The organism is Clostridium mucosae, assembly GCF_024622765.1.
Lineage (GTDB): Bacteria > Bacillota > Clostridia > Clostridiales > Clostridiaceae > Clostridium.
The window spans coordinates 183,821-208,985 of sequence record NZ_JANKAF010000002.1 but is presented as its reverse complement, the minus strand read 5'-3'; the positions used below and the strand labels follow the sequence as shown (position 1 = coordinate 208,985).

Annotated in this window: 20 protein-coding genes, 1 tRNA gene and 1 other annotated feature; of the genes, 16 read left to right on the top strand and 5 right to left on the bottom strand. The window is 28.6% G+C overall.

Annotated elements, in window-relative coordinates; translation table 11 throughout:
• Positions 1-40: 40 nt before the first annotated feature.
• The 3 genes from NSA50_RS04275 to NSA50_RS04265 all read left to right on the top strand — a co-directional run bounded on the left by NSA50_RS04275 (position 41) and on the right by NSA50_RS04265 (position 3,455).
• Positions 41-601, top strand: coding sequence for a DUF3867 family protein (locus tag NSA50_RS04275; RefSeq protein WP_195265422.1), 561 nt, complete (start codon positions 41-43; stop codon positions 599-601).
• Between the two features lie 157 nt (positions 602-758).
• Positions 759-2,315, top strand: coding sequence for an ABC-F family ATP-binding cassette domain-containing protein (locus NSA50_RS04270; protein WP_257443220.1), 1,557 nt, complete (start codon positions 759-761; stop codon positions 2,313-2,315).
• Between the two features lie 405 nt (positions 2,316-2,720).
• Positions 2,721-3,455, top strand: a complete 735-nt coding sequence (locus NSA50_RS04265; RefSeq protein WP_257443219.1) for a class I SAM-dependent methyltransferase — start codon at positions 2,721-2,723, stop codon at positions 3,453-3,455.
• Positions 3,456-3,897: 442 nt separating this feature from the next.
• Here the strand turns inward: NSA50_RS04265 and NSA50_RS04260 are convergent, their stop codons facing one another.
• On the bottom strand, positions 3,898-4,134 hold the full coding sequence (locus tag NSA50_RS04260; RefSeq protein ID WP_195265395.1) for a hypothetical protein: 237 nt from the start codon (positions 4,132-4,134) through the stop codon (positions 3,898-3,900).
• A gap of 162 nt (positions 4,135-4,296) precedes the next feature.
• On the opposite strand from NSA50_RS04260, the gene NSA50_RS04255 reads away from it, so the two are divergent.
• Both NSA50_RS04255 and NSA50_RS04250 read left to right on the top strand, forming a co-directional pair.
• Complete coding sequence (locus NSA50_RS04255) at positions 4,297-4,692, top strand: bleomycin resistance protein (RefSeq protein ID WP_257443218.1); 396 nt, start codon at positions 4,297-4,299, stop codon at positions 4,690-4,692.
• A 334-nt stretch (positions 4,693-5,026) separates the two neighbouring features.
• Positions 5,027-5,761, top strand: a complete 735-nt coding sequence (locus NSA50_RS04250) for a glucose 1-dehydrogenase (protein WP_257443217.1) — start codon at positions 5,027-5,029, stop codon at positions 5,759-5,761.
• Positions 5,762-5,978: 217 nt separating this feature from the next.
• On the opposite strand, the gene NSA50_RS04245 is transcribed toward NSA50_RS04250, so the two are convergent.
• Positions 5,979-6,054 (bottom strand) — tRNA-Met (locus tag NSA50_RS04245).
• Positions 6,055-6,615: 561 nt separating this feature from the next.
• Between NSA50_RS04245 and NSA50_RS04240 the strand changes: the two genes are divergently transcribed.
• The 6 genes from NSA50_RS04240 (at position 6,616) to NSA50_RS04215 (ending at position 11,829) form a co-directional block, all read left to right on the top strand.
• The gene (locus NSA50_RS04240; protein WP_257443216.1) at positions 6,616-7,404 is read left to right on the top strand and encodes a molecular chaperone DnaJ; all 789 of its coding nucleotides are present in this window, start codon (positions 6,616-6,618) and stop codon (positions 7,402-7,404) included.
• Between the two features lie 295 nt (positions 7,405-7,699).
• Complete coding sequence (gene codB / locus NSA50_RS04235) at positions 7,700-8,950, top strand: cytosine permease (RefSeq protein ID WP_195265404.1); 1,251 nt, start codon at positions 7,700-7,702, stop codon at positions 8,948-8,950.
• Positions 8,951-8,964: 14 nt separating this feature from the next.
• Entirely contained in the window at positions 8,965-10,230 is a 1,266-nt protein-coding gene (gene codA / locus NSA50_RS04230; protein WP_257443215.1) for a cytosine deaminase, read from the top strand.
• A 211-nt stretch (positions 10,231-10,441) separates the two neighbouring features.
• A complete protein-coding gene (locus NSA50_RS04225) occupies positions 10,442-10,630 on the top strand; it encodes a hypothetical protein (RefSeq protein ID WP_257443214.1) in 189 nt (62 codons plus the stop codon).
• Positions 10,631-10,722: 92 nt separating this feature from the next.
• Positions 10,723-11,067: a hypothetical protein gene (locus NSA50_RS04220; RefSeq protein ID WP_195265408.1), complete on the top strand. Its 345-nt coding sequence runs from the start codon at positions 10,723-10,725 to the stop codon at positions 11,065-11,067.
• 147 nt (positions 11,068-11,214) lie between these two features.
• A complete protein-coding gene (locus NSA50_RS04215) occupies positions 11,215-11,829 on the top strand; it encodes a TraR/DksA C4-type zinc finger protein (RefSeq protein ID WP_195265414.1) in 615 nt (204 codons plus the stop codon).
• Positions 11,830-12,257: 428 nt separating this feature from the next.
• Here NSA50_RS04215 and NSA50_RS04210 read toward each other — a convergent pair whose 3' ends face one another.
• Positions 12,258-12,710 (bottom strand): DUF6241 domain-containing protein, encoded by a 453-nt coding sequence (locus NSA50_RS04210; protein WP_257443212.1) that lies wholly within the window; start codon positions 12,708-12,710, stop codon positions 12,258-12,260.
• A 242-nt stretch (positions 12,711-12,952) separates the two neighbouring features.
• On the opposite strand from NSA50_RS04210, the gene NSA50_RS04205 reads away from it, so the two are divergent.
• The 5 genes from NSA50_RS04205 (at position 12,953) to NSA50_RS04185 (ending at position 23,962) form a co-directional block, all read left to right on the top strand.
• Positions 12,953-13,093 carry a hypothetical protein gene (locus NSA50_RS04205; protein WP_195264933.1) on the top strand — a complete coding sequence of 47 codons (141 nt, stop codon included), beginning with the start codon at positions 12,953-12,955 and terminating at the stop codon, positions 13,091-13,093.
• A 135-nt stretch (positions 13,094-13,228) separates the two neighbouring features.
• On the top strand, positions 13,229-13,924 hold the full coding sequence (locus NSA50_RS04200; protein ID WP_257443211.1) for a conjugal transfer protein TraX: 696 nt from the start codon (positions 13,229-13,231) through the stop codon (positions 13,922-13,924).
• Between the two features lie 321 nt (positions 13,925-14,245).
• Complete coding sequence (locus tag NSA50_RS04195) at positions 14,246-19,624, top strand: endo-alpha-N-acetylgalactosaminidase family protein (protein ID WP_257443210.1); 5,379 nt, start codon at positions 14,246-14,248, stop codon at positions 19,622-19,624.
• An 88-nt stretch (positions 19,625-19,712) separates the two neighbouring features.
• Complete coding sequence (locus NSA50_RS04190) at positions 19,713-21,332, top strand: glycoside hydrolase family 95 protein (RefSeq protein WP_257443209.1); 1,620 nt, start codon at positions 19,713-19,715, stop codon at positions 21,330-21,332.
• Positions 21,257-23,962 carry a glycosyl hydrolase family 95 catalytic domain-containing protein gene (locus NSA50_RS04185; RefSeq protein ID WP_374940964.1) on the top strand — a complete coding sequence of 902 codons (2,706 nt, stop codon included), beginning with the start codon at positions 21,257-21,259 and terminating at the stop codon, positions 23,960-23,962. The genes NSA50_RS04190 and NSA50_RS04185 overlap by 76 nt, the downstream gene beginning before the upstream one ends.
• A gap of 367 nt (positions 23,963-24,329) precedes the next feature.
• On the opposite strand, the gene NSA50_RS04180 is transcribed toward NSA50_RS04185, so the two are convergent.
• Together NSA50_RS04180 and NSA50_RS04175 are read right to left on the bottom strand one after the other, a co-directional pair.
• Positions 24,330-24,575 (bottom strand): spore coat protein, encoded by a 246-nt coding sequence (locus NSA50_RS04180; protein ID WP_195264924.1) that lies wholly within the window; start codon positions 24,573-24,575, stop codon positions 24,330-24,332.
• 15 nt (positions 24,576-24,590) lie between these two features.
• Positions 24,591-24,764, bottom strand: coding sequence for a hypothetical protein (locus tag NSA50_RS04175; protein ID WP_195264922.1), 174 nt, complete (start codon positions 24,762-24,764; stop codon positions 24,591-24,593).
• A gap of 110 nt (positions 24,765-24,874) precedes the next feature.
• Positions 24,875-25,097: a binding site (T-box leader), on the top strand.
• Positions 25,098-25,165 lie beyond the last annotated feature (68 nt).

Sequence of the window (25,165 nt, the reverse complement as noted above, 5' to 3'; positions counted from 1 at the left end):
AATATTAGTAACATCTATTAAAGTTGTAGGAGTTGAGTATATTATGGATAAGATTATAGATTTTAATGAGCTAAAAAATAAAGTTAATGATAAAGATATAGATAAATTTGAATCGTATATATATTCCTTATATTATGATATGTCTTCTGGAAAATTAAACATGGCAGACTTCACAAAAAAGATGATGGAGTATATGGAGGAAAATAACATATCACAAGATAAGTTTTTGAAAATGCAAACTAAGTTAATGGAGAGATATGGATTTGATGCTTCTGCTATAGAAGAACAAATAAAATCACTAGGACTTAACAATGTTATACCAGGCTCAGGAGATATTGAAAAAGTAAGAAAAACAATGAGTTTTCAAGAAAAATATAAGGACAGGATTAAAGTAACAACTGTTAATAATTATTTTATAAAAAATGATAAAAATAATGTAGGAATATTAACAGAAGGAGAAAATGTTATTTTAAAAAGTTTTGGTAAAATTGATTTAACCGATTTAGAATTAAATGATTTTTTATGCTCTTATAAGAAAGTTATTGATGATAATACATTAAAAATATCTATTTGCGAAGACGTAAAAGAATATGAATACTAAAATTGTTTTAAAAAATCTATTTATTTTGTAGAATTATAGTTTATAATAAATAAGGTGTGATTATAATCATACCTTATTTTTGTGTAATATATTAATTGAAAATGAAGAAGTAAAAATTTAAATTTAAAAATAGACTTAATAACCAGGAGGATAATTAATGAGCGTTTTAACAGTTAAAGATATGAGTCATGGCTTTGGAGATAGAGCTATTTTTGAAGATGTATCCTTTAGATTATTAAAGGGGGAGCACGTTGGTTTAATTGGAGCTAATGGTGAAGGAAAATCAACATTTATGAATATAGTTACAGATAAACTTATGCCTGATGAAGGAAAGGTTATTTGGTCAAATAATGTTAGAGTTGGATATATGGATCAACATGCAGCTTTAGTAAAAGGACAAAGTATAAGAGATGCACTAAGAGATGCATTTAAGTACTTATTTGATTTAGAAACAGAAATGAATTCTCTTTATGAAAAAATGGGAGATTGTACTCCAGAAGAACTAGAAAAGATGCTTGAAAGAACAGCAGTAATTCAAGATTTACTAGATCATAATGGATTTTACATAATCGATGCAAAGGTAGAGGAAGTAGCAAAGGGACTTGGACTTTTAGATTTAGGTTTAGACAAAGATGTTGATGATTTATCAGGTGGACAAAGAACAAAAATCTTACTTGGAAAGTTATTACTTCAAAATCCAGATATATTACTTCTAGATGAGCCTACTAACTACTTAGACGAAGAGCATATAGAGTGGTTAAAGAGATATTTAAATAATTATGAAAATGCATTTATATTAATTTCTCATGATATACCATTTTTAAATTCAGTGGTTAACTTAATTTATCATGTTGAAGAAAGAAAATTAACAAGATATGTTGGAGACTATTATGAGTTTAAGAGACTATATGATGAAAATAAAAAGAGATTAGAAGCAGCATATGAAAAACAACAAAAAGAAATATCTAGACTAGAAGACTTCGTTGCTAGAAATAAAGCAAATGTCGCTACTGCTAATATGGCTAAATCAAGACAAAAGAAGCTTGATAAAATGGAAGTAATAGAACTTTCAAAAGAAAAACCAAAACCAGAATTCAACTTTAAAATAGCAAGAACAGCTGGGAAAACAATATTTGAAACTGAAGATTTAGTTATAGGATATGATTCACCACTTACAAAGCCATTAAATCTTTATATGGAAAGAGGACAAAAAATAGCTTTAGTTGGAGCAAATGGACTTGGTAAATCAACATTACTTAAAAGCTTATTAGGAATACAACAGCCACTATCAGGAAAAGTTCATAGAGGAGACTACCAACATATAGGTTATTTTGAACAAGAAGATAGAAGTGGAAATACAAACACATGTATAGAAGAAGTGTGGCAAGAGTTTCCAAGCAAAACACAATACGAAATAAGAGCGGCCCTTGCTAAATGTGGTTTAACAACAAAGCAATTAGAATCAAAAATAATGGTTTTATCAGGTGGAGAAGCTGCAAAGGTTAGATTATGTAAAATATTAAATACAGAAACTAATATACTAATCCTAGATGAGCCTACAAATCACTTAGATGTAGATGCAAAAGATGAATTAAAGAGGGCATTAAAAGAATACAAAGGATCAATTTTACTTGTATCACACGAACCAGAGTTTTATAGAGATGTTGTGACAGAAATATGGAACTGTGAAGAATGGACTACTAAAATTTGTTAATTTTTAAAGTGATGCTTAAATATAGATTTATTTTATAGAATAGAACAAAACAGTAATAGTACTAATAAGTATTATTACTGTTTTTTATTATTTCGATGGATTTAGATTCGATATATAATATTGGGATAAATTTGTTCAAAATTACGAACTAACTTCTATCTTCTTATATATAGGAGGTTAAAATATTATAATAGATCGAAAGATTGATTTACTTCATACAAAGTCAGTATGTGATTATGGTGGCGTTTTATATTGAGTATTAAAATAAAGAAAATAGTTCACAAAAATCATTAAGTAGGGTTTCCAATTGGTGACCTTACTTATAAAAAATTATACAGAATCATTTTTTATCTTGAATACACTTTATTGAAACAATACAATATAGTAAAAACGGAGGTAATAGAAATGAAACAAAACAAATATGATGATAAAAATTTTTTTGATAAATACAGTAATATGGATCGTTCGAAAAATGGACTTAAAGGTGCTGGAGAGTGGCATGAGCTTAAAAAAATGTTTCCGGATTTTGAAGGTAAAAAAGTTTTAGATTTAGGCTGTGGTTTTGGATGGCATTGCCGATTTGCAATAGAAAATGGTGCAAAGTCAGTTATTGGAGTTGATATTTCAGAAAAGATGTTAAATGAAGCAAGTAACAAAACAGAATCAGAAAATATTCAGTATATATGCATGCCAATAGAGGATATTGATTTTCCTGACAATTCATTTGATGTTATTATAAGTTCATTGGCTCTTCATTACATTCAATCATTTGAGGATATTTTAAGTAAAATAAGTAAGTGTATTTCAAAAGGTGGAGATTTTATTTTTTCTGTAGAACATCCTATTTTTACTGCACAAGGGACACAGGATTGGTATTATGATGACAAAGGTAATATTCTACATTGGCCAGTTGACCAATATTTTACAGAAGGTCTTCGTAATGCAAGTTTTTTAGGCGAAGAAGTTATAAAATATCATAGAACATTGACAACATACTTAAGCAGCCTTATAAAAGCGGGATTTGAAATAACAGGAATTGTTGAACCAAAACCAGCAGAGAACTTACTATACACTATTCCTGGAATGTTTGATGAATTACGCAGACCAATGATGTTACTTGTATCTGCAAGAAAAAAGTAATTATAGAATAATTGCTATAAAATACACATCCAACGTAGTTTTTATTTGCTACTAAAATTGTTTAATCCAGTTAAATGAATTTAGTTAAAACTAAGAAGTAAAAGAGAATAGGATAGGTGAAATTCATTTGGAATTTCTTAGATTATAAGAAGAGTAAGTATAAAAGATAACTTCTTTTTAGTTAGAAATTATAAGATTAAATGCTTTAGAGAGTTTAGAAATTGATTGTAATATAAATATTAAAAAGATATAAGAAATCAATATATAAGTAAAGAAGCTAAGGTAACAAAATCTAGAATTACCCAAAAGAAGTGAAAATATGACGTAGAGATAAGAAATATTATAATAATATTAGGAAATAGATTTTGAATGGTGATATGGGCACATGAAATTAGTATGGAAGTGTTAAAAAAGGTATGAGGGGAAATCTCATACCTTTTAATTAATAATTAATGCCAGCTTCTTTTATATTATTAATATCACTTTGAGAACATGGAGTAATTGCATAAGTCATTTTGCAATTTGGACATACAGTTACAAATGTTTCCATTATGATATCTTCTCCACATGAACATTTTATTGGATAAGGAGTATTTAATTTTAAATTTGCTTTCCCTTTTTCTCTAAGTCTATCAACAATGGATTTTCCATCTTTTTTTGTTCCACAACCACAACTCATAATTTTACCTCCTAAAGTTTTTTACTTAATGTTATTACATATACAATTATATATAAATTATTAATTTAGTATGTAACTATGGTTACCAATTAATATTTTAAGATGATGCTTATTTATAATTTATCATTATGTGATAAAATTACTGTAAAGGGGATGAAAATAATGAAGTTTAACAGTTTAATACCAGAATTATCCGTTATTAATATAGAAGAATCTAAGAAATTCTATATAGATATTTTAGGTTTCAACTTAGAATATGAAAGAGTAGAAGATAAATTTGCTTTTTTATCACTGGAGGATATACAAATTATGATAGAAGAGGTAAATGGCTATTGGAATACAGGTGAATTAGTGTACCCATTTGGAAGAGGAATAAATTTTGAGATGAAAGTATCCAATGTTGAGGAGCTAAGAGATAATCTAGTTAAAAATAATATAGAATTATTTAGAGATATAACTATAAGTGAATATGAATCTAATGGGAGAATAATATTACAAAAAGAATTTCTTGTACAAGATATAAATGGATATTTATTAAGATTTTGTATGCATAATTAGTTTAGTAAAAATATTACTTAAAAGAAGGATTATTATTAAAGCTGTAAATATATTTAATTTATTTAAAGTTCACATATATGTATATTAATGGGTTGTCCCACTGCTGTTTAGTGAGACAACCTTTTATTTATTTCAACTATTAGGGCTTGGATTATAAGAATAAAATTAATATAAATAATATACAATTATTGAATAGTAATTAACTTGATAATATATTTTATAACTGCTAATATAGTAATATTAATTAATTAATAATTATTAGTTAATAATAAGTTGTTAACGCTAATTAAGAGGATAATATAAATTTGAAGATTTAACTAAGGAGGATTTATTAATGGAACGTTTAAAAGATAAAGTAGCTATTATTACGGGTGGAGCACGTGGAATGGGGGCGTCACATGTAAGATTATTTGTAAGTGAAGGTGCAAAAGTTGTATTTACTGACTTAAATGAAGAAGAAGGTAGAATATTAGAACAAGAATTAGGTAGTAATACAAAGTTTATTAAACATGATGTTACTGATGCTTCAGGTTGGGAGAAAGTTGTAGAGGAAACTGAAAAAATATTTGGACCAGCTAATATTTTAGTTAATAATGCTGGAATAACTATGAATAAATCTATTTTAGAAATGACTGAAGCAGAATATAGAAAAATTGTAGATATAAATCAAGTGTCTGTTTTTCTTGGAATTAAGGCATTAGCTCCTTCTATGAAGAAAACAGAATCAGCTTCAATAATTAATATTTCATCTATGAATGGAATGGTAGGGGGAGCAATTGGTTATACAGACACTAAGTTTGCAGTTCGTGGAATGACAAAGGCAGCAGCACTTCAATTATCACCATTTGGAATTAGAGTTAACTCAGTGCATCCTGGAGTAATAGAAACACCAATGCTTACTGAAGGAGAATCATATGAAATAATTAAGAATTTTGCTAAACAAATTCCAATGAGAAGAATGGCTAAACCAGAAGAAGTTTCAAATTTAGTTCTTTATCTTGCTTCAGATGAATCAAGATATTCAACAGGATCTGAATTCATTATAGATGGTGGATTAACTGCAATGTAGATTAAGTATAGGGTATCTAAGGAACTATGTAATTATTTACCATAATATATCCATATAGATTACATATTTAATTGTATGAATTGATAAATAAGACAAGCAAATTAGTAACTATTAATATGTTTATAAAATTTTATATATGATAAATAAGAAAAGCTTAGTGTTACATCACTAGGCTTTTCTAAATATAATAAAAAACCTTACAGTAAGAGTAAGGTTTTGGTTGCGGGAGCAGGACTTGAACCTACGACCTTTGGGTTATGAGCCCAACGAGCTGCCAACTGCTCCATCCCGCGATATTAAATTTACATATTAGCTTTGCTAACTTGTATCCTTAGTATATGCTTAATAAAGGTTAATGTCAAAATGATATAACATAATATTATGGCATATGATGACAAGAGATATCTTAGAGTGTCATATGGTATCAAATGCTACGAAATAAGAAGAAGTTATATTAAAATCTAATGTCTTTAATGGAACTCAACAATTATATAGTAATATCATATGGAGAAGATATAATTGTTAGTTCAAAATTGCAAGAATTGTCTGATGATAAAATTGTAATGAGAAGGGGCACATTTTATTAGTATAATTTTATGAATAAATAAATTTACTAGAGATTTATTTAGGAATAACTTAAAAAAGAAGTTACTGCTGATATGGGAAGACAGTCATATGCAAAGAGGTATTAGAACTTGATAATGAGGTTATTTATCTTTTTTAGGCTTTTTACTTATATAGAATAGTATATAGGAAGGAATTACCTTTTTATTAGTTTATAGATATTGATATAATAAGTGTTAATCAAAAGATAGGGGATATATTATATAAAAAATAATATGGAGAGAAGAGATATGGAAAATTATAAGATTTTAGGTGTAGATGAAAATGCATCAATGGAAGAAATAAAAATAGCATATGAAAATAAAGTCAATAAGTTGAAAGAAGAAGTTAGAGATGAGAAAAGAACCAAGGCTTTTATAGAGGTATTTGATAAAGCTTATGAAGAAATAAAACAGGAAAGAGAAAAAAATCAATATAAAGAAAATTTCGTTAATGACTCTAATAATAACAGTTTAAATGAAGGTTTTCAAAATAATTTTAAAAGAGATAATTGGGCTGATAACAATAATTTTGAGTATGATGATGACCAAGAAGAAACTAAGAAGAAAAGCAAAAAATCGTCTTCTAATAATTCATCAATGAAGAAGCAAAAAAGTAATAAAAAGAATTCTTCAAATGATAAAGATAAGGAAAATAATAAAGATAAGTATAAAAGACAAAGTTCTAAAAAAGATGTAAATAAACAAAAAAGTGAAATAGATACAGTAAGTAGAGTAATTATAATTTTATTTAAAATAATAGCATTGCCTATAATAGCCATATTATCTATAATAATATTTTTATGTAAGATAATTAATTTAATATCTTGGATTGCAACTAAGGTTATCATAATAGCAGCAATTGCAGTTGCTTCTATACATGGCTATCAAGTTTATATTGGACAACCTATGTATTATGAGGTATTTGTAATATGTGCTGTGGCATTTGTAGTTTCTTTATTTTTACCAAGTATACTAAAAATAGTTCCATCAATATTAGATAAAATAAATGATAAATTAAAAGATTTTGTTTTTAACTAATAAAAAATAAGTTTTGTATAAATTTGATTTAAAAATTAATTTATTACCATAAGAAATATGTTGACATTCTTTAGAGAATCAATATATAATTGTCTCAAGAAAACTAGTCCTTTAAATTTAGTCCAGAGAGACTGATAAGGTCGATATGATACGGCAGATAGAATAATTAGGTTATATAGAGTTAATTTATATATCTAATTTTAAGCGTTAACGACCTTTCTATATAATAGAGAGGTCGTTTTTTATTAAATATAAGTACTGGTTTTCCTTAAATATAATATTTAGGGGGATACAAATGGAACAAAAGATATTATTAGAAGAAGTTATTAATGAAAATCATGATTATGAATTAGATCATGTGCACAAAAAAGATAAAAAGGGATTCTTTTCAATGTTTGTGGTTATGCTTGGATTTACATTTTTCTCTGCAAGTATGCTTACAGGAGGAAACTTAGGAACAGGATTACCGTTGAAGGATTTCTTTATAGCAGTACTTATAGGAAATTTAATATTAGCGTGTTATACAGGATTATTAGCATATATAGGAGCAGACACAGGTCTTTCAATGCATTTACTTGCTAGATATTCTTTTGGTGAAAAAGGATCATATTTAGCATCTTTTATAACGAGTATTACACAAATAGGTTGGTTTGGTGTTGGAATAGCAATGTTTGCAATACCAGTAGCAAATAGATTTAATATAAACTTATACTTATTAGTTGGAATAACAGGATTATTAATGACAGCAACTGCTTATTTTGGAATGAAATCTTTAACGATTTTAAGTTCAATTGCAGTACCAGCAATAGCTATATTGGGTAGTACATCAGCAGTAATGGCAACAAATTCAGTAGGTGGAGTTCAAGGCTTAATGAACATAGAGCCAAGCAGTAAGATGGCATTAGTAACAGCAGTAACATTATGTGTTGGATCATTTATAAGTGGAGGAACAGCTACTCCAGATTTTGCGAGATTCTCAAAAAATAAAAAAGTAGCAGTATCAACAACTGTAGTAGCATTTTTCATAGGAAATTCATTAATGTTCTTATTTGGAGCAGTAGGGGCAATGGTTACAGGTAACTCAGATATAGCAGATGTTATGTTTTCACAAGGATTAATTTTACCTGCGATATTAGTTTTAGGATTAAATATATGGACAACTAATGATAATGCAATTTATACAGCAGGACTTGGACTTTCAAATATAACTAAATTACCTAAAAAGAAGTTAGTAATTATTAGTGGGTTAATAGGAACAGTAGGAGCAATATGGTTAAATAATAACTTTACAGCATTCTTAACTTTCTTAAACTCAATGTTACCTCCAGTAGGTGGAATAATAATAGCTGATTACTTCTTTATAAAGAAAAGAAAGTATGATAATATACAAGAGACAAAATTCCAAGATATAAACTGGATTGCTATAGTAGCATTCTTAGCAGGGTTTATCGTTGCAAATGTTGTGCAAGTAGGAGTTATAGCATTAAATGCAATAATAACAACAATGTTAGTTTATGTGATAGGAACAAAAATAACTAATAAATAAGGTGAGGATAAAATATGTTAATTAGAAAAGTAAGACTTTTAGATAGAGAAGGATTATTTGACATAAGAATAGTAGATGGAAAGTTTACAGAGATAGATGAAAATTTAGAAGTATTAGAAAATGAAGAAGTAATAGAAGGAAATGGAGCATTAGCTTCAGCTCCTTTTATAGAGCCACATATTCACTTAGATACTACTCTTACAGCTGGAGAGCCAGAATGGAATAAAAGTGGAACTCTTTTTGAAGGAATTGAAAGATGGTCTCAAAGAAAGGAATTTTTAACTAAGGAAGACGTTAAAAATAGAGCTAAAAAAGCTATAGAATGGCAAGTAGCTAATGGAATTCAATTTATAAGAACTCATGTAGATGTTACTGATGATAGCTTAGTTGCATTAAAGGCAATGGTAGAAGTTAGAGAAGAAGTAAAAGATTATGTTACATTACAAATAGTAGCTTTTCCACAAGAAGGAATACTTTCATATCCAAATGGATTAGAATTAGTGGAAGAAGCTTTAAAATTAGGTGCAGATGTAATAGGGGCAATACCTCACTTTGAATTTACAAGAGAATATGGAGTAGAATCTATTAATAAGATTTTTGAATTAGCTAAAAAATATGATGTATTAGTAGATGTTCACTGTGATGAAATAGATGATGAGCAATCAAGGTTTTTAGAAGTTGTTGCTACAAGAGCTTTAGAAACAGGTTTAAAGAATAAGGTAACTGCTAGCCATACTACAGCTATGGGATCATACAATAATGCATATACATATAAGTTATTTAGATTATTAAAGATGTCAGGAATAAATTTTGTTTCAAATCCTCTAGTAAACACTCATCTTCAAGGAAGATTTGATACATATCCAAAGAGAAGAGGTATTACAAGAGTTAAGGAGCTTAATGAAGCAGGTATTAATGTATGCTTTGGACATGATGATATATTTGACCCGTGGTATCCAATGGGAACAGGAAATATGCTAGAAGTAGTGCACTTTGGGTTACATGTATGTCAAATGATGGGTTACGACGATATAAATGAATCATTAAAGTTTATATCAAGCAATAGTGCAAGAACTTTAAATATTGAAGATAAATATGGAATAGAAGTGGGAAAACCAGGCAATTTAATTTTACTAAATGCTGAAAGTGGTTATGATGCTGTTAGAAGAAGAGCAGAAGTTTTATATTCCATAAGAGAAGGAAGAGTTATTGCTAAAACTACTCCTAGTAAATCGTTTGTAAATATGAGTGAAGAAAAGGAAATTAATTTTAAAAGATAATTTATATAGAGGATTTATGCTTACAATTATTGGCATAAATCCTCTATTTTTTTGTAAATAAAAGAAAAAACGAATAAGTGAGAGGTATAGCAGGATAATTCTTTATTAGAAGGAAATAATAGATATTAAAGTTAATAGTAATTATATGGGTTCCTATACATTAAATTACAATGGTGATATAATTTAAACATTAGTATTTATTATATAATTATTGGATTTCAATAATAAGTATAATATGATTACTTATTTAAAGGAAAGAATTGATGTTAGAAAATATAATAATGATAGAGAAATATTAAAAAATGAAATATTAAAGAAAGAAATATTAAAGAGAGAAAAGGTACCTTTTTATGGTACAGTGGAATCTCATATAATATCACAAAAAGTTACTTTGAAATAAGGATTTTATCAATTATTTGCAGGAGTGAAAATAAGAAAAATATGTGAAGGTAATTAAATTAAATAAATATTATATTAAAGGAGTTGGTAAATATGTTTATAATGCAAGACATAATGCAAAAAGTTGTTGTTAAGAACCTAACTAATGATATTATAACTAATATAAAATTAACACATGATGGTGAGTGGAATGGTAATCATAAAGAAGTGATAAAAAAACTTAAAAGTAATGAATCTAGAGAAGTATCATTATATACACAGAAAGTAAATAACAGGTGTAATCTAATTCTAACTTATACCTATAAAGATATAAGTAATACCGTTGTTGCTTATGATAAATTAAGTGGAAAAGATTTAAGATTAATTACCCTCGAAATTAAAGAAATAGATGAAAAAATTGTGGTTAATACAACATTAAATAATGAGTTGTGGACATAATATTGGAAAACAATAAAAAACAGAAATTTTTAATTTCTGTTTTTTATTATTTATGGTATTATTACAAATAATTTCTTTAAATAAGTTTATTAAAAAAAATCTTTAAGGAAGAATATAATTATATACTATTTTGAAAGGATGATTTATATGAATAAAGATGAATTAATATATTATAAAAATAAACTTAATCAAGAGAAAAAGAGAATTAATGATCTAATTGAGCAATTAGATGATAATGGAATGACTAGATTTAATGCAGAGGTTGCAAGTGAATTATCATTTTATGATAATCATCCTTCTGATATAGCTAGTGAAACCTTTGAAGTTGAAAAAGGTAGAGCACTAGAAGCTAATGAAAGGGCATTACTAGATAAGATAGATGATGCTTTAAAAGCCATTGATGAAGGAAGTTATGGTAAATGTCAGAACTGTGGAAAAGAGATAGATAAGGAGAGGTTAGAGTTTTTACCTTATGCATTAAATTGTATTGACTGTCAAGATGTTGTTAGTACAATAAAAACTTATAATTCTAATCAAAGAGTAGTAGAAGAAACTGTAATTGGAAATCCATTTGGTCATAAATCAAGATACGGGGATAAAGATGAAATAGGATTTGATGAAGAAGATAGTTATCAATCTGTTGGAAGGTTTAATGAAATAAGAAATGCACCACAATATGAATATGATTACGATGATAATACTTATGTTGAAGAAATTGAGAAAATAAGTAATGAGCAATATAAGAATCAATTACCTGATTAAATTTTACTGAAAACACCAAAATTTTAAATTTATTGCATATATAATTATATGAAAATATTACATATGAAAGTATTTTAAGTTGTTAATTTTACTAACTTTTAAAGGGGCTCGCGAAACGCGAGCCCCTTTGAAAATAAAAGTATTTATCCGATAATGAGATTTAATCTTTAATAAAACTATATTTAATTCTATAAAGGAGTAAAGTCCTTTGGGTTAGTTATAAAAATAGCTTTTTAATTGATTATGATTTAATAGAGATTTAAAATAAATATATAAATCAAAATATGCAAATAAGAGGGTTAAAATGGAAAAGATTAAGGATATTTTAATAAATGGATATATGATAAGCTATTTTAAAACCTAAATATAAAAATAGTACAAGAGTTTATAACTTGTACTATTTTTATAAATAAGTGTATAACAATTTGCTATTCTTTTAAAGAAATTGCTTTTCCGATAGTTCCACCAAGCTTTTTCCAAAAGTAATTATGTTCCTCAACAGCTTTCGAAAAATCGTTATTTTCCCATCTAGAAAGCACTTCTAACATGTAATCTTTATCTTCATAATCAACTCTTTCTATTAAGCTTTTTAATGATGCAATATATTTAGGGTCCATAGATATTCTTCCCCAAATTTGATTATCTTCTGCAATTATTTTTGTATTACTCATTCTATGAAGTATATCATAAACTTTTTCAATAGGATAATATTCATCAGCCTTGATTTCAATACTTGTTTCTTTAGAAATTTCTTTATTTATTTTTTCAATTTCAGATATATTTGATTTAGCATTTATGTTACCAGATGAACGTTCTTTATAATAAAAAAATGATGATATAGCTATAATTACTAAGATTAAAATAATTGTTATGGTAATCATAGCTTTATTTTTAAATAATTTAGATATATTAATAACCTCCTTAAATATACTTTATATTCATTATAATCCATAATTTGTATAATTTAAATATAAAGATATAAATATAATAAAAAATAGTAAATATAGGTTATTTATAAAGAATATATGTATATAATAAAATTAATATGTACAATAAATTAAGTTTATATATAATTAATTATTAACAAAATAAAAGATAGTAGATAGTTAGAGGAGGGAGTCTATTGAAAAATACTACAGATAAGATTTGTCCAATTTGTGGAGAAACTATGAAGGAATTTGATTATGCATATGATAATAATCAATATGGAAAGAAATATTTTAAATGTGAAGAATGCGGTCATAAAGAAAACACAATGAATTAATTTTGATACCACTAGGATGAAGACTAGTGGTATTTTACTGTCTTACAATAATGTAAGGTAAATGAAAGGAATATAAATAGATAGAAATATAAATCATAGGTACAATAGTTTTATGAAATTAGGGAGGTTAAGTTAATGAAGATATTTAGTTCTTTTACATTAAAAATTATAGCTATTGTTACAATGCTTATGGATCATATATATACATATTTAGGTGGAGCTTATGATATCCCAATTTGGTTTGGCTATTTAGGAAAGCTTTCAGCTCCTATATTTTTCTATCTTATAATAGAGGGATTCTTTCATACTAAAAGTAGAATGAAATATTTAGGTCGTTTATCTCTATTTGGATTGATAATGATAGGACTAGATAATTTATTAGGAATAAGTAATAATATATTTTTATCTTTAGCTCTTTCAATTTTGATTTTGTTAGTATTAGAGTATGGCAAGGCAGTGAATAATAAAAAGGCTTACATTGTAACAACAATTATAGTAATATTTTTAGGTGTTGCATATATGTTTACGGAATCATCTTTTTATGGATTTTTCATGACATTAATATTTTATTTCTTCAGAAATAGAAAAGGTTTATTATCAATTTCGTACATAGCTTTTTCTATTTTGCCTGTTATTACAGCATTTTTTGGACAAGATGCATATGAGCAACTTATGCTGTTTGATTACCAATGGATGATGGTATTTTCATTACCATTAATTTTATTATACAATGGTAAGTTGGGATTAAAAAATAAATTTACAAAATGGATGTTTTATATGTTCTATCCTGTACATTTGATAGTGATTCAAATTATATCTAGAATTGCGTGATATAATAATTAGGTAAAAGAATAGCCAAAAAGAAAAGACGAAAGTAGAAAAGTGTAAATAATGTGGTTATACCAATAAAGTTTTAGAATTATTAAATTAATATTATTGATTAATACTATAAAATAAAAAGAGATATATTTAATATACCTCTTTTTATTTTTTTATTCGAATATATAAGTTAATTTATTGAGAACAATATTTTAACATAGATATTTAAAATAGCAATATTATTAAAAAAAATTACCAATTTTACTAAATTATTAAATTGTATTATATATTAAAATATAATTGTAAATGTATACAAAAGGTGGAGGGGATATTATGAGAAAAAAATCAATTAATAAAAGTATTGCTTTTATAATAGCAGCTGCAGTTGCAGTTGGTCAAATTCCAGTATCGGCTTTAGCTGAAACAACTAATACTACGCAAGTAGGCAACATCAAACAGGTAAATGACTCCTTTGTGTACAATCAAGAGTATAGTGACTATGATAGTAACTCTTGGACAAGACTTGCAGGGGATGGTGAAATTAAAGAAGTTTTTGATTTTACTGAAGGGGGTTCAAAAGGTGCTTTAACAATAAAAAGAGATGATAGTAAGGGTAATAACTTGGTTTTCATTGAAGATCAATCTCCAGATTTAAAAGATTTTGAAGCAGAAACAAGATTTAAGTTTGAAGCTAAAGAGGGGGAATTACCAGGAAGGTTTGGTCTTGTATTTAGAGGGAAAGGTGTTAATAGTTATGGCTTTGTAGGATACAATACAGGAACAGGATGGTTAATAGAATCACCTACCGCTTGGAAAGATGATATAGCAGGTCCCAAATTAGAAAGTGGACAATGGGTTACTATGAAAGTGAAAGTTAAGAGAAATACTTTAACATTGACGGTTAATGGGCAAGAAATATTTAATGATATTGTATCAATAAATAATTTTCCACAAGAAGCAGGAAAATTTGGGTTTAGAACTTGGTTTGATAGTAAAGATATAACAGTTGACTATTTAAAAATTAAGACACTTGATGATGAAGTTAAAAATGATATAACAAGTGTAAAACCAATAGATATTGAAACTTTAGTTAAAGCTAAGCCACAGTTACCTTATACAACTACTGTAACATATGAAGATGGAACAACTGCTGAAGAGGTAGTTATTTGGGATTATGTTGATCCAAGTAGTTATGAAAGTGCTGGGAACTTTACAGTTCAAGGAACAATAAGGGGTGCATCAGAAGAAGCTCCTAAAGCAATTGCAAATATAACTGTAAGAGAGAAAATATCTTACTCAGCAGATTTTGATACATCAGAAACAAGTGGGGACTGGAAAGTATTAAAACCAATAGGGATAGCAGTAACTGTATCAGATGGATCTGTGAAGATTCCAATGAATAGAGTTTCTTTAGCATATGATAACAAGTCTCCTAATATTAAGAATTTTACTTATGAGACAGACTTTAGTGTAAATAATGATACTGGAAGAATTGGATTAGGGTTTAGAGTTCAAGATGTAAATAATTGGGGAGCATTATGTTACGATTCAGGTTCATGGGTATGGAAATCTGCTAAAAATGGACAAGAGAGTTGGGGAGCATTTCCAGGTTCAACTAAACTTGAAGCAAATAAAAATTATAAATTAAAATTGAAAGTTGAAGATAATACTATTACTTTATGGATAAATAATGAATTATTAGGAAGTACAACAACAGGAAGTATACCTAGTAATGCAGGTAAAATAGGTCTAGTAGGATGGTTTGGTAATAAAACCGTAACATTAGATAATATAAAAGTTGAAGAAATTACCACAGAAATTGAAGAAGAGTTACCAGAGGTTCAAGTTCAGAGTATAGAATCAGATAAAATAAAAGTTAATTTAGATAATACCTTTCCAAGAATAGTAGATTATGTGTGGAAAGGAGATAATTCAAAGTTAATAGGTCAAGAAGATAGATATAATAAAATTCAAATAAATAATGAAAAATATTCTCCAAAGGTTTCATTCAATATTGAGAATAATGTAGCTACGTATACTTTGGCTATTGACGAAATAGGAGTTACATTAACTATGCAAGTATCTGTAAATGATAACAAGATAAGAATGGAGATAACAGATATAAAAGAAAATGGTGACTTTAAAGTAAAGAAAATATACTTACCTAATAATAGTTTTGCAACAGTTAAGAGTAATGAAGGTGGAGCAATAGCAGGAGTTTTATCTACAGGAGCATGGCATCAAATAACTGATGAGATAAGTACAGTTGAAGATTTAGAACCATCATTAAAAAATAAAACATATGCATTTATAAATAACGATAATTTTGCTATAACAATGAATAATAATGTAATTGAATATTCAAGTAGAATAATACTAGATACTCAAAATAAAAATGGATATAAGTCTACTGCAATGGGAACAGGAGAATGGACTTATAGAGAGGTGTTAGACTCAGAAGTAGAAATTTATGCCGAAGATACATTATGGACAGAAGTCATGATAACAAAGGATATGAATTCAGATGAAACAATAGATTGGCAAGATGCAGCTATAGAATATAGAAATAATGTTGAAGCACCTATGGGAGGAGATATGATTAAAGATAGCCTTTCCTATATAGCGTTCAATATTGGATATACTCAAAGTCCATTTTTAAGAACTTTAGATACTGTAAAGAAATTATATAATTATACAGATGGATTTGGACAAATGGTACTTGAAAAAGGATATCAAGCTGAAGGACATGATGATTCTATCCCAGATTATGGCGGACATATAGGGATTAGACAAGGAGGCGTTGAAGATTTTAATACATTAATAAATGAAGGTGCTAAGTATAATGCAAAATTTGGTGTCCATATAAATGCAACAGAGTATCAACTAGATGCTTTTAAGTATCCAGATGGAATAGTAAATGAAAAGGCACCTGGTTGGGGATGGCTTGATCAATCTTACTATGTTGATCAAAGAGCTGATATTGTAACTGGTAAGTTGTTTGAAAGATTAGATGAATTAAAAAAAGATGTACCAGATTTAGGATGGGTTTATGTTGATGTTTATACAGGAAATGGATGGAATGCTCATCAACTTGGAGAAAAACTTAATGATATAGGTTATCCAGTAGCTACTGAATTTCATAGTCCTTTAGAAGAACATGTAATTTGGAATCACTGGGGTTCAGATCCAGCATATCCAAATCAAGGTGGAACAAGTGATATTTTAAGATTTATAAGAAATAGTACTAAGGATGGTTTCTTATCAAATCCGTTATTAAAGGGAAGTAAGCATTTATTATCAAGTGGATGGGGAAATAATCACTCAATAGAAGGAGTGAATGGAGTAGAAAGGTTCTATAATCAAGTTTTACCAACTAAGTATATGCAACATTTCGATATAATGAAAATGACAGAAGATGAAGTTATTTTTAATGAAGGACTAAGGGCAGTAAGAGAAGGAAATGATATAAATTACTATAAAGAGGGTAGGTTAGTTGCAACAACTCCAGAAGATACAATTAATTCAATTGGAGAAGGAAAGACTACTTTATTTTTACCTTGGGATCCAGTTGAAGAAGATGAGAAAATTTATCATTGGAATCCAATGGGTACTACTTCGGAGTGGGAACTACCTGAAAGTTGGGGGAATTTAAAGAATGTTGAGATTTATGAATTATCTGATTTAGGTAGAACTAAAGTTAAAAGTATAAATGTTGTCAATGGAAAAGTAACTTTAGATGTTAAACAAAATACTCCATATATAGTAACTAAGGGAGAAGTTTCAGAAGATAGAATAGATTCATGGGGTGAAGGCAGTAAAATAAATGATCCTGGATTTGATTCTCAAAGTTGGAATTACTGGACTAAAGAATCAGAAAATGGTGAAACAGATCATATAACTTTTGTTAATGAAACTGAAAATAGAAGAAAAGGAAATGATATAGTTTCTATTGGAGAAAAGCAAGGGAAAATAAGCCAAGAAATAAGTGGATTAGAAACTGGAAAAACTTATTCAATTTCTGCTTGGGTAAAGAATAGTGGTAATAGAGAAGTTCTTTTAGGTGTAGACGTAGGGGATGAGAGTTTTAATAACACTATTAATCGAGGTGGAAGAGTAAGACAAGGAGAAGGTGTTAAATGGTTAGATGATACTTACGTTAGAATGGAAGTAGAATTTACAGTGCCTAAAAATATAGATAAAGCCATTATTTATATAGAAGCAGGGGAAGGTGAAAATCTAGTATTAATTGACGATTTTAGAATTTGGCAGCATCCTGGTCATACAAATAAAGATGGATATGTATTCTATGAAGATTTTGAAAATGTTGATGAAGGAATAACACCATTCTTCTTAGCACCAGACAGAGGAACTTCGAATAGAACTCACTTAGCAGAAAAAGATTTATATGGAAGACAAAAAATGAGCTGGGTTATTAATGGAAGATTCTCATTAAAGAGTAATCAACAACAAGGCGAAGTAGGGGAAATGATAGTAACAGATTCATCAACATTAAAGTTAGAGCCTAATACTAAATATGAGCTTGGATTCTTATATTCACTTGCAGATGCAGCACCTGGATATTCTATTAATGTTAAATCGTTATCACAAGGAACATTATTAAATATCCCATTAGAGGATACTGGTGTTGAAACAGGAGAATATATTAATGCTAAGCCAATAGTAAAGGAATTTACTACTGGAGATGTAAATGATTACTATATATCTTTAGATAAAGGTAATGGATTTAAAGAGATTATTTTAGATGATATTTATGTCTCAGAAATTAAAGAAGAATCTGATTCAGTAATAAAGAATGTAAATCTAAATACAAGTGTAAATGAATTGCCAGTAGATTTATCTGTTGATTTTGATGTCAATGCACTTATGTCTAATGGAAAAAAAGTAGATTTATCAAAAGCAACAGTTGAATATGTTATTTCAGATGAGAATGTTATTGCAATAGAAAATGGAAAAATTAAGGGATTAAAAGATGGAGAGTCTACTTTAGCAGCTAAAGTAACAGTTGAAGGGAAATCTGTATCCTCTAATGTTGTGACTATAAAAGTTGGGAATGGAGGAGAAACTCCAGAAGCAGTGGATAAAACAGAATTATCTAATTTAATAACTGAGTCAGAAGGATTAAAAGAAAAAGATTATACAGCAAAAAGTTGGGGAATCTTTGTAGATATCTTAGCAGAAGCGAAAGCAATTTTAGCTAAAGAAGATGCAACACAAGAAGAAGTAAATAACATAAAAGCTTCTTTAGAAAAGGCTATTAAAGAATTAGAAAAAGTGGATGATGAAAAACCAGTAGAAGTAAATAAAGAGGAATTAAAGAAATCAATAGTAATAGCAGAAGCTCTAAAGGAAGAAGATTATACAAAGGAGAGTTGGGAGAATTTCATAAGTGTTTTAAAAGATGCTAATGGTATTTTAGTTAAGGAAGATGCTACTCAAGAGGAAGTTAACGACATAACAGATAAATTAACTAAAGCTATTAGTGATTTAAAATCAAGTGAAAATAGTGGTAGTAATTGGGGAAATAATAATAGCGGCGGTACCAATAATAATAGCAACAATAACAGCAATAACAGTAATAACAGCAATAACGGATTACCAGCTACAGGAGGAACTTCACCAGCAGCAGTAGGACTATTTGGAACAATAGTTTCATTATTAGGTGCATTTATGTTAAAAAAGAAAAAACAATAGTATAAAAGTAATTTATTAAGTATAAAGACGTCTTGAAATATAAGCAAAAATATAGTTCAGGACGTCTTTAATTTTAAGGAGGATAAAAATGAAAAGGAAAAAAAGGATAATATCAGCAATACTAACCTTATCAATGCTATTATCTACTGGTAGAACTATATTTGCATTAGATAATAAAGTAAATGACAGCAAAGTTACAAATAATAATAAGTTGAGGTTATGGTATGATGCTCCAGCAGAGGATAGCTATAATGGTTGGGAGAAATGGTCATTACCTATAGGAAATGGACATATGGGGGCAAGTATATTTGGTGGAGTAGAGTATGAAAGAGTACAATTAAATGAAAAAACACTTTGGTCAGGTGGACCAAGTGAAAGTAGACCTAATTATAATGGGGGAAACATAGAATCTAATGCAACCGTTAAAGTTGATGGGGTAGATGTTCCAATAATGAAGGCCATTCAAGATGCATTTGCTAGAGGGGATATAGCTACAGCTAATAGTTTATGCAATAAATTAACAGGAGTTAGTGACGACGCAGGAACAAAAGGATATGGTTATTTTTTAAGTTACGGAAACATGTATTTAGATTTTAAAGATAATATAAAAGCTGACAATGTAAAAAATTATGTGAGAGATTTAGATTTATATACTGCAATTTCAAGCGTTAATTATGATTATAATAATGTTAACTACAGAAGGGAATATTTTATGAGTTATCCTGATAACGTTATGGTTACAAAGCTCTCTGCTAGTGAAAAAGGAAAATTATCTTTAGATGTTAGAGTAGAGCCAGATAATACTAGAGGTGGAGGGCCTAATACAAATAATGGATATAGTAGGACATTTGATAAAACTGCAAAAGATGGATTAATCACTATTTCTGGTGAGTTAGATGATAATCAAATGAAGTTTAGCTCTCAGACTAAAGTGATAAATAGTGGTGGTATAATTACTGATTTAGCAGATGGAAAGGTAAATGTAAAAGATGCTGATGAAGTTATTATAATAACTTCAATAGGAACAGATTATAAAAATGACTATCCTAAATATAGAACAGGAGAATCTGATGAAGATCTAGAGGCTAGAGTTAATAAAAATATTGTAGAGGCAAGCAAAAAGGGATATGATGCTCTTATAGAGTCGCACTTATCAGATTATCAAGGTATATTTTCAAGAGTAGATTTAGATTTAGGTCAAACACCATCAAGTATGACTACTGATAAATTATTGAAGAAATATAATGATGGCACTGCACCAGAAACTGAACAAAGAGATCTTGAGGTTATGTTATTCCAATATGGAAGATATTTATCAATAGCTTCCTCACGTGATGGATCATTACCATCTAATTTACAAGGAATATGGGCAGGGGGAAACAACTCTCCATGGCATTCAGATTATCATATGAATGTTAATCTTCAAATGAACTATTGGCCATCATACTCAACAAATATGGCGGAAACAGCTTTGCCATTAATTGATTATATAGAATCATTAAGAGAACCAGGTCGTGTTACAGCAGAAATTTATGCAAATATAAAAAGTACTGATGAAAATAAAGAAAATGGATTTATGGCTCATACACAAAATACGCCATTTGGATGGACCGCGCCAGGTTGGAGCTTTGACTGGGGGGGTCTCCAGCAGCAGTACCTTGGATTTTACAAAATGTTTGGGAATACTATGAGTACACTGGCGATGTAGAATTTATGAAAACTAAAATTTATCCAATGTTAAAGGAAGAGGCTATTTTATATGAGCAAATGTTAATCGAAGATCCAGAAACAGGTAAATTAGTTTGTTCACCAGCATATTCTCCAGAACATGGACCAAGAACTAATGGGAATACTTATGAACAATCTTTAATTTGGCAAATGTACGAAGATGTTATAACAGCGGCTAAGTTAGTAGATGAAGATCCAGAGAAGATTGAAAAATGGGAAGATATACAAAGAAATTTAAAGGGTCCTATTGAAATTGGTGATAGTGGTCAAATAAAAGAATGGTATGAAGAAACAACATTAGGAAGTATGGGGCAAAAAGGACATAGACATATGTCTCATCTTTTAGGTTTATTCCCAGGGGATTTAATTTCTGTAGAAACTCCGGAGTTACTTCAAGCAGCTATTGTATCACTAAATGATCGTGGCGATCAAAGTACTGGTTGGGCAATGGGACAAAGAATTAATACATGGGCAAGGGTAGGAGATGGAAATCGTGCATACAGTTTAATTCGTACATTATTTAAGCGTGGTATTCTTACAAATCTTTGGGACACCCATGCACCATTCCAAATTGATGGAAACTTTGGTATGACTTCAGGAGTAGCTGAAATGCTTATGCAAAGTAATATGGGATATGTCAATTTTATGGCTGCTATGCCTGATAAATGGATAGATGGTTCTGTATCTGGATTGGTTGCTAGAGGAAATTTTGAAGTTGGTATAGAATGGAAAGATAACCAAGCTACTAAGTTTTCTATAACTTCAAATAATGGTGGAGAATTTATTGGAAAATATGAAAATATAGGATTATCAATTGTTAAAGATTCTAAAGGAAATTTGATTAATTATAGAGCTTTAGAAAATGAAAAAATATCTTTTGATACAGTTAAAGGTGAAACTTATATAATAACTAATATTCCAACTTCAAAATTAGATGCACCAACTAAATTAAGTGCTTATAGAATAAGTGATGAAGTTATTGATCTAGAATGGAATGATGTAGAAGGAGAAAATGTAACTTATAATGTGTATCGTCAAATAGATAAGGGAGATTTAGTACTAGTTGGTAATAATATAGAAGGTACATTTTTAACAGATGAAAATGCTAAGGACATTTTAGGAACATTCAAATATAGTATTTCAGCAGTTATTGATGGAATTGAAACTAAGCTATCAGATGAAGTAGGTGTTAAAGATTTAAGAAACATGGCAGGATATATTGATGATCAAGACCCTCGTATAACTTATGTAGGGAATTGGGGAAACTGGTCTGAATCAGCTAATTATGCAGGTACAGTAAAGTTTTTAGAGAATCCAACTGGAAATGAAACAGCCGAATTAACTTTTGTAGGCACAGGAATAGAAGTGCTTGTAGTAACTAACGCAGATAGAGGTAAATATGAAGTGTTTATAGACGGTGCTAGCAAAGGCGAAGTAGATACTTATAGCCCATCTACAGAAAGAAAAAAGGTTATATATACTATTAATGATTTAAAAAAGGGAAAGCATACAATTAAGCTTAGGGCAACTGCAACAAAAAATCCTAATGCAAGTAGGGCTAAAGTAGAACTAGATGCATTTAAAGTTATAGATAATTTAGCAACAACTGTAACGGGGATTGATATATTCTCGGATTCAGGTATAAAAACATTAAGCAAAGCTAATAGCAGATTACAAATGTTGGCTAATGTTACGCCTATAGATGCATCTAATAAAGAAGTATCATGGAAGGTTACGGATAGTTTAGGAAATGCAACTAATCTTGCGACTATTGATGAAAATGGATTGTTAACTATAAATTCAAAGAATGGAGTAGTTAAGGTTACTGCTATATCTAAAGAAAATGAAGAAATAAAAAATTCAATCGACGTTAAAATTGCTATACCAACATCAATAAGTGAAACTATTGTAGAAGATGCTGTAAACAACAATGGGTGGACAAAAAATTCTCAGTTTATATGGACAGGCACTTGGTCAACATGGGAAGGAGAACCAACTAAACATCATGGTGTTACTAAGACTGAAACAGGGCTTGGAGCTGGGACAATAGGCAGTAGTATTGAGTACACATTTAATGGAACTGGAATAGATGTTTATGTTCACAAGCATACTAATTTTGCTAGTTTTGATATTTCTATTGATGGTGGAGAAAAAGCTAATTATTCTTTAGAAGGAAATGATGAAGGACAATCACTACTTGCATCATTTAAAAACTTACAAAATGGTGAGCATACTATTAAGCTAACTTCTAAAGAGCGTTCTGGTAAATATCAAGTAAATCTGGATTATTTTAAGGTCCTTTCACCTGAAGCAAACTCTCCACTAGATAAAAATGACTTGCAGACAAGTATTGAAAATAATAAAGATAAGGTAGAAAAAGATTATACAGAAGAAACATGGATATTATTTAAAGAAGCATATGTTAATGCGGTAAATATAATGAACAATGATAATTCAAATATTGAAGAAATTAAATCAGCGACCAAAGCATTAAATGACGCATCTTTAGATTTAGAAGAAAAACCTTTAACAACATCTCCAGATATAGTAGATGCAGTACTTAAAGCTATTAGTGAATTGAAATCAAGTGAAAATAGTGGTAGTAATTGAGTAATAATAAACAGCCTATTATGCCAGCTGAAGCTTTGATTGTATCGAAGAGGGAATCAGTTTTTCATTATAATCACCAAGACTCTATGTCAATATATTATTTAACTTTTTAATTTTCTAATAGGGAAGTGTGAAATAAAATTATTAGGTATAGAATAGGAATTGTTAGCATAAGGGGATAGTGGATTCTTTAATTCCAATGAAGCAGATTTATGAGTTTTGAAAGAAAATAGTAGATGATTAGTTACAGAAGTTTATTATAAAATTAATAATTAGAATATAAAAATAGTAGGTTATTTAATTTAATTGATAATACTATCTAAGATAAAGAGAGACGTTAATTTTACTTAGCATCTCTCTTAATATGTTATTGCATAGTATATTTTTGTTTTGTTTGTTGAATTTTTTGAGCATCTACTTGTTCTGTTTGATACCAGCCTTTAGCTTCCATTTTTTTATAAATTTCATGTTGTATTTTTAATGTTTCACATAATAAATCATCAAAGGTTTGATATACATTTTCAGTTGAAGATTCAATTGTTCCATGTAAATATAAATCAGCAGCACCTTTTGTGAGTAATAAAATATTTTCCATTAAATTTTTATCATCCATACTACAACCCTCCTTTTATAATAATGAATATAATTTTCCAAACAATTCTTTATGCTTAGCTTCTAGTTGAGTTACTAGATTTTTTAACTCTGCATCTTGAATTTTTGATGCAGTTTCTTGGCACTTTGTTTGCATGAATTGTACATGTCCTAAGGCATCTTCAATATATAATAATTCTTTTGAAGTCATGATGTATCACCTCCAATTTTATTATTAGTAAAAGGATTTGAATATATTCTTAATAGTTTTTGTAATTTATATTGACATTTACTCATTAAGGGAATAATATAAATTAAAAGAAAAAATCGATGAAAAGAAGAGTAGATATTTAAAGAGTATCTTCAGCGAGTGAAGGATGGTGAGAGCTTCATGAGAAATTGATATCGAAAGACATCTTTGAGATGCTTACTTGAAATTAAGTAGAGTAAGACGTGTTCTAGCGTTAATAGATAGAGATAACTTTTTAATTATTTAATTAAGTTAAATTAGGATGGTACCGTGAACATAGCCTTCGCTCCTATATGGAGTGGAGGCTTTTTTTATTTAAGGTGGGCCCGCTTTAAATGTACTTCTTAAAGTTAAAGTTAATT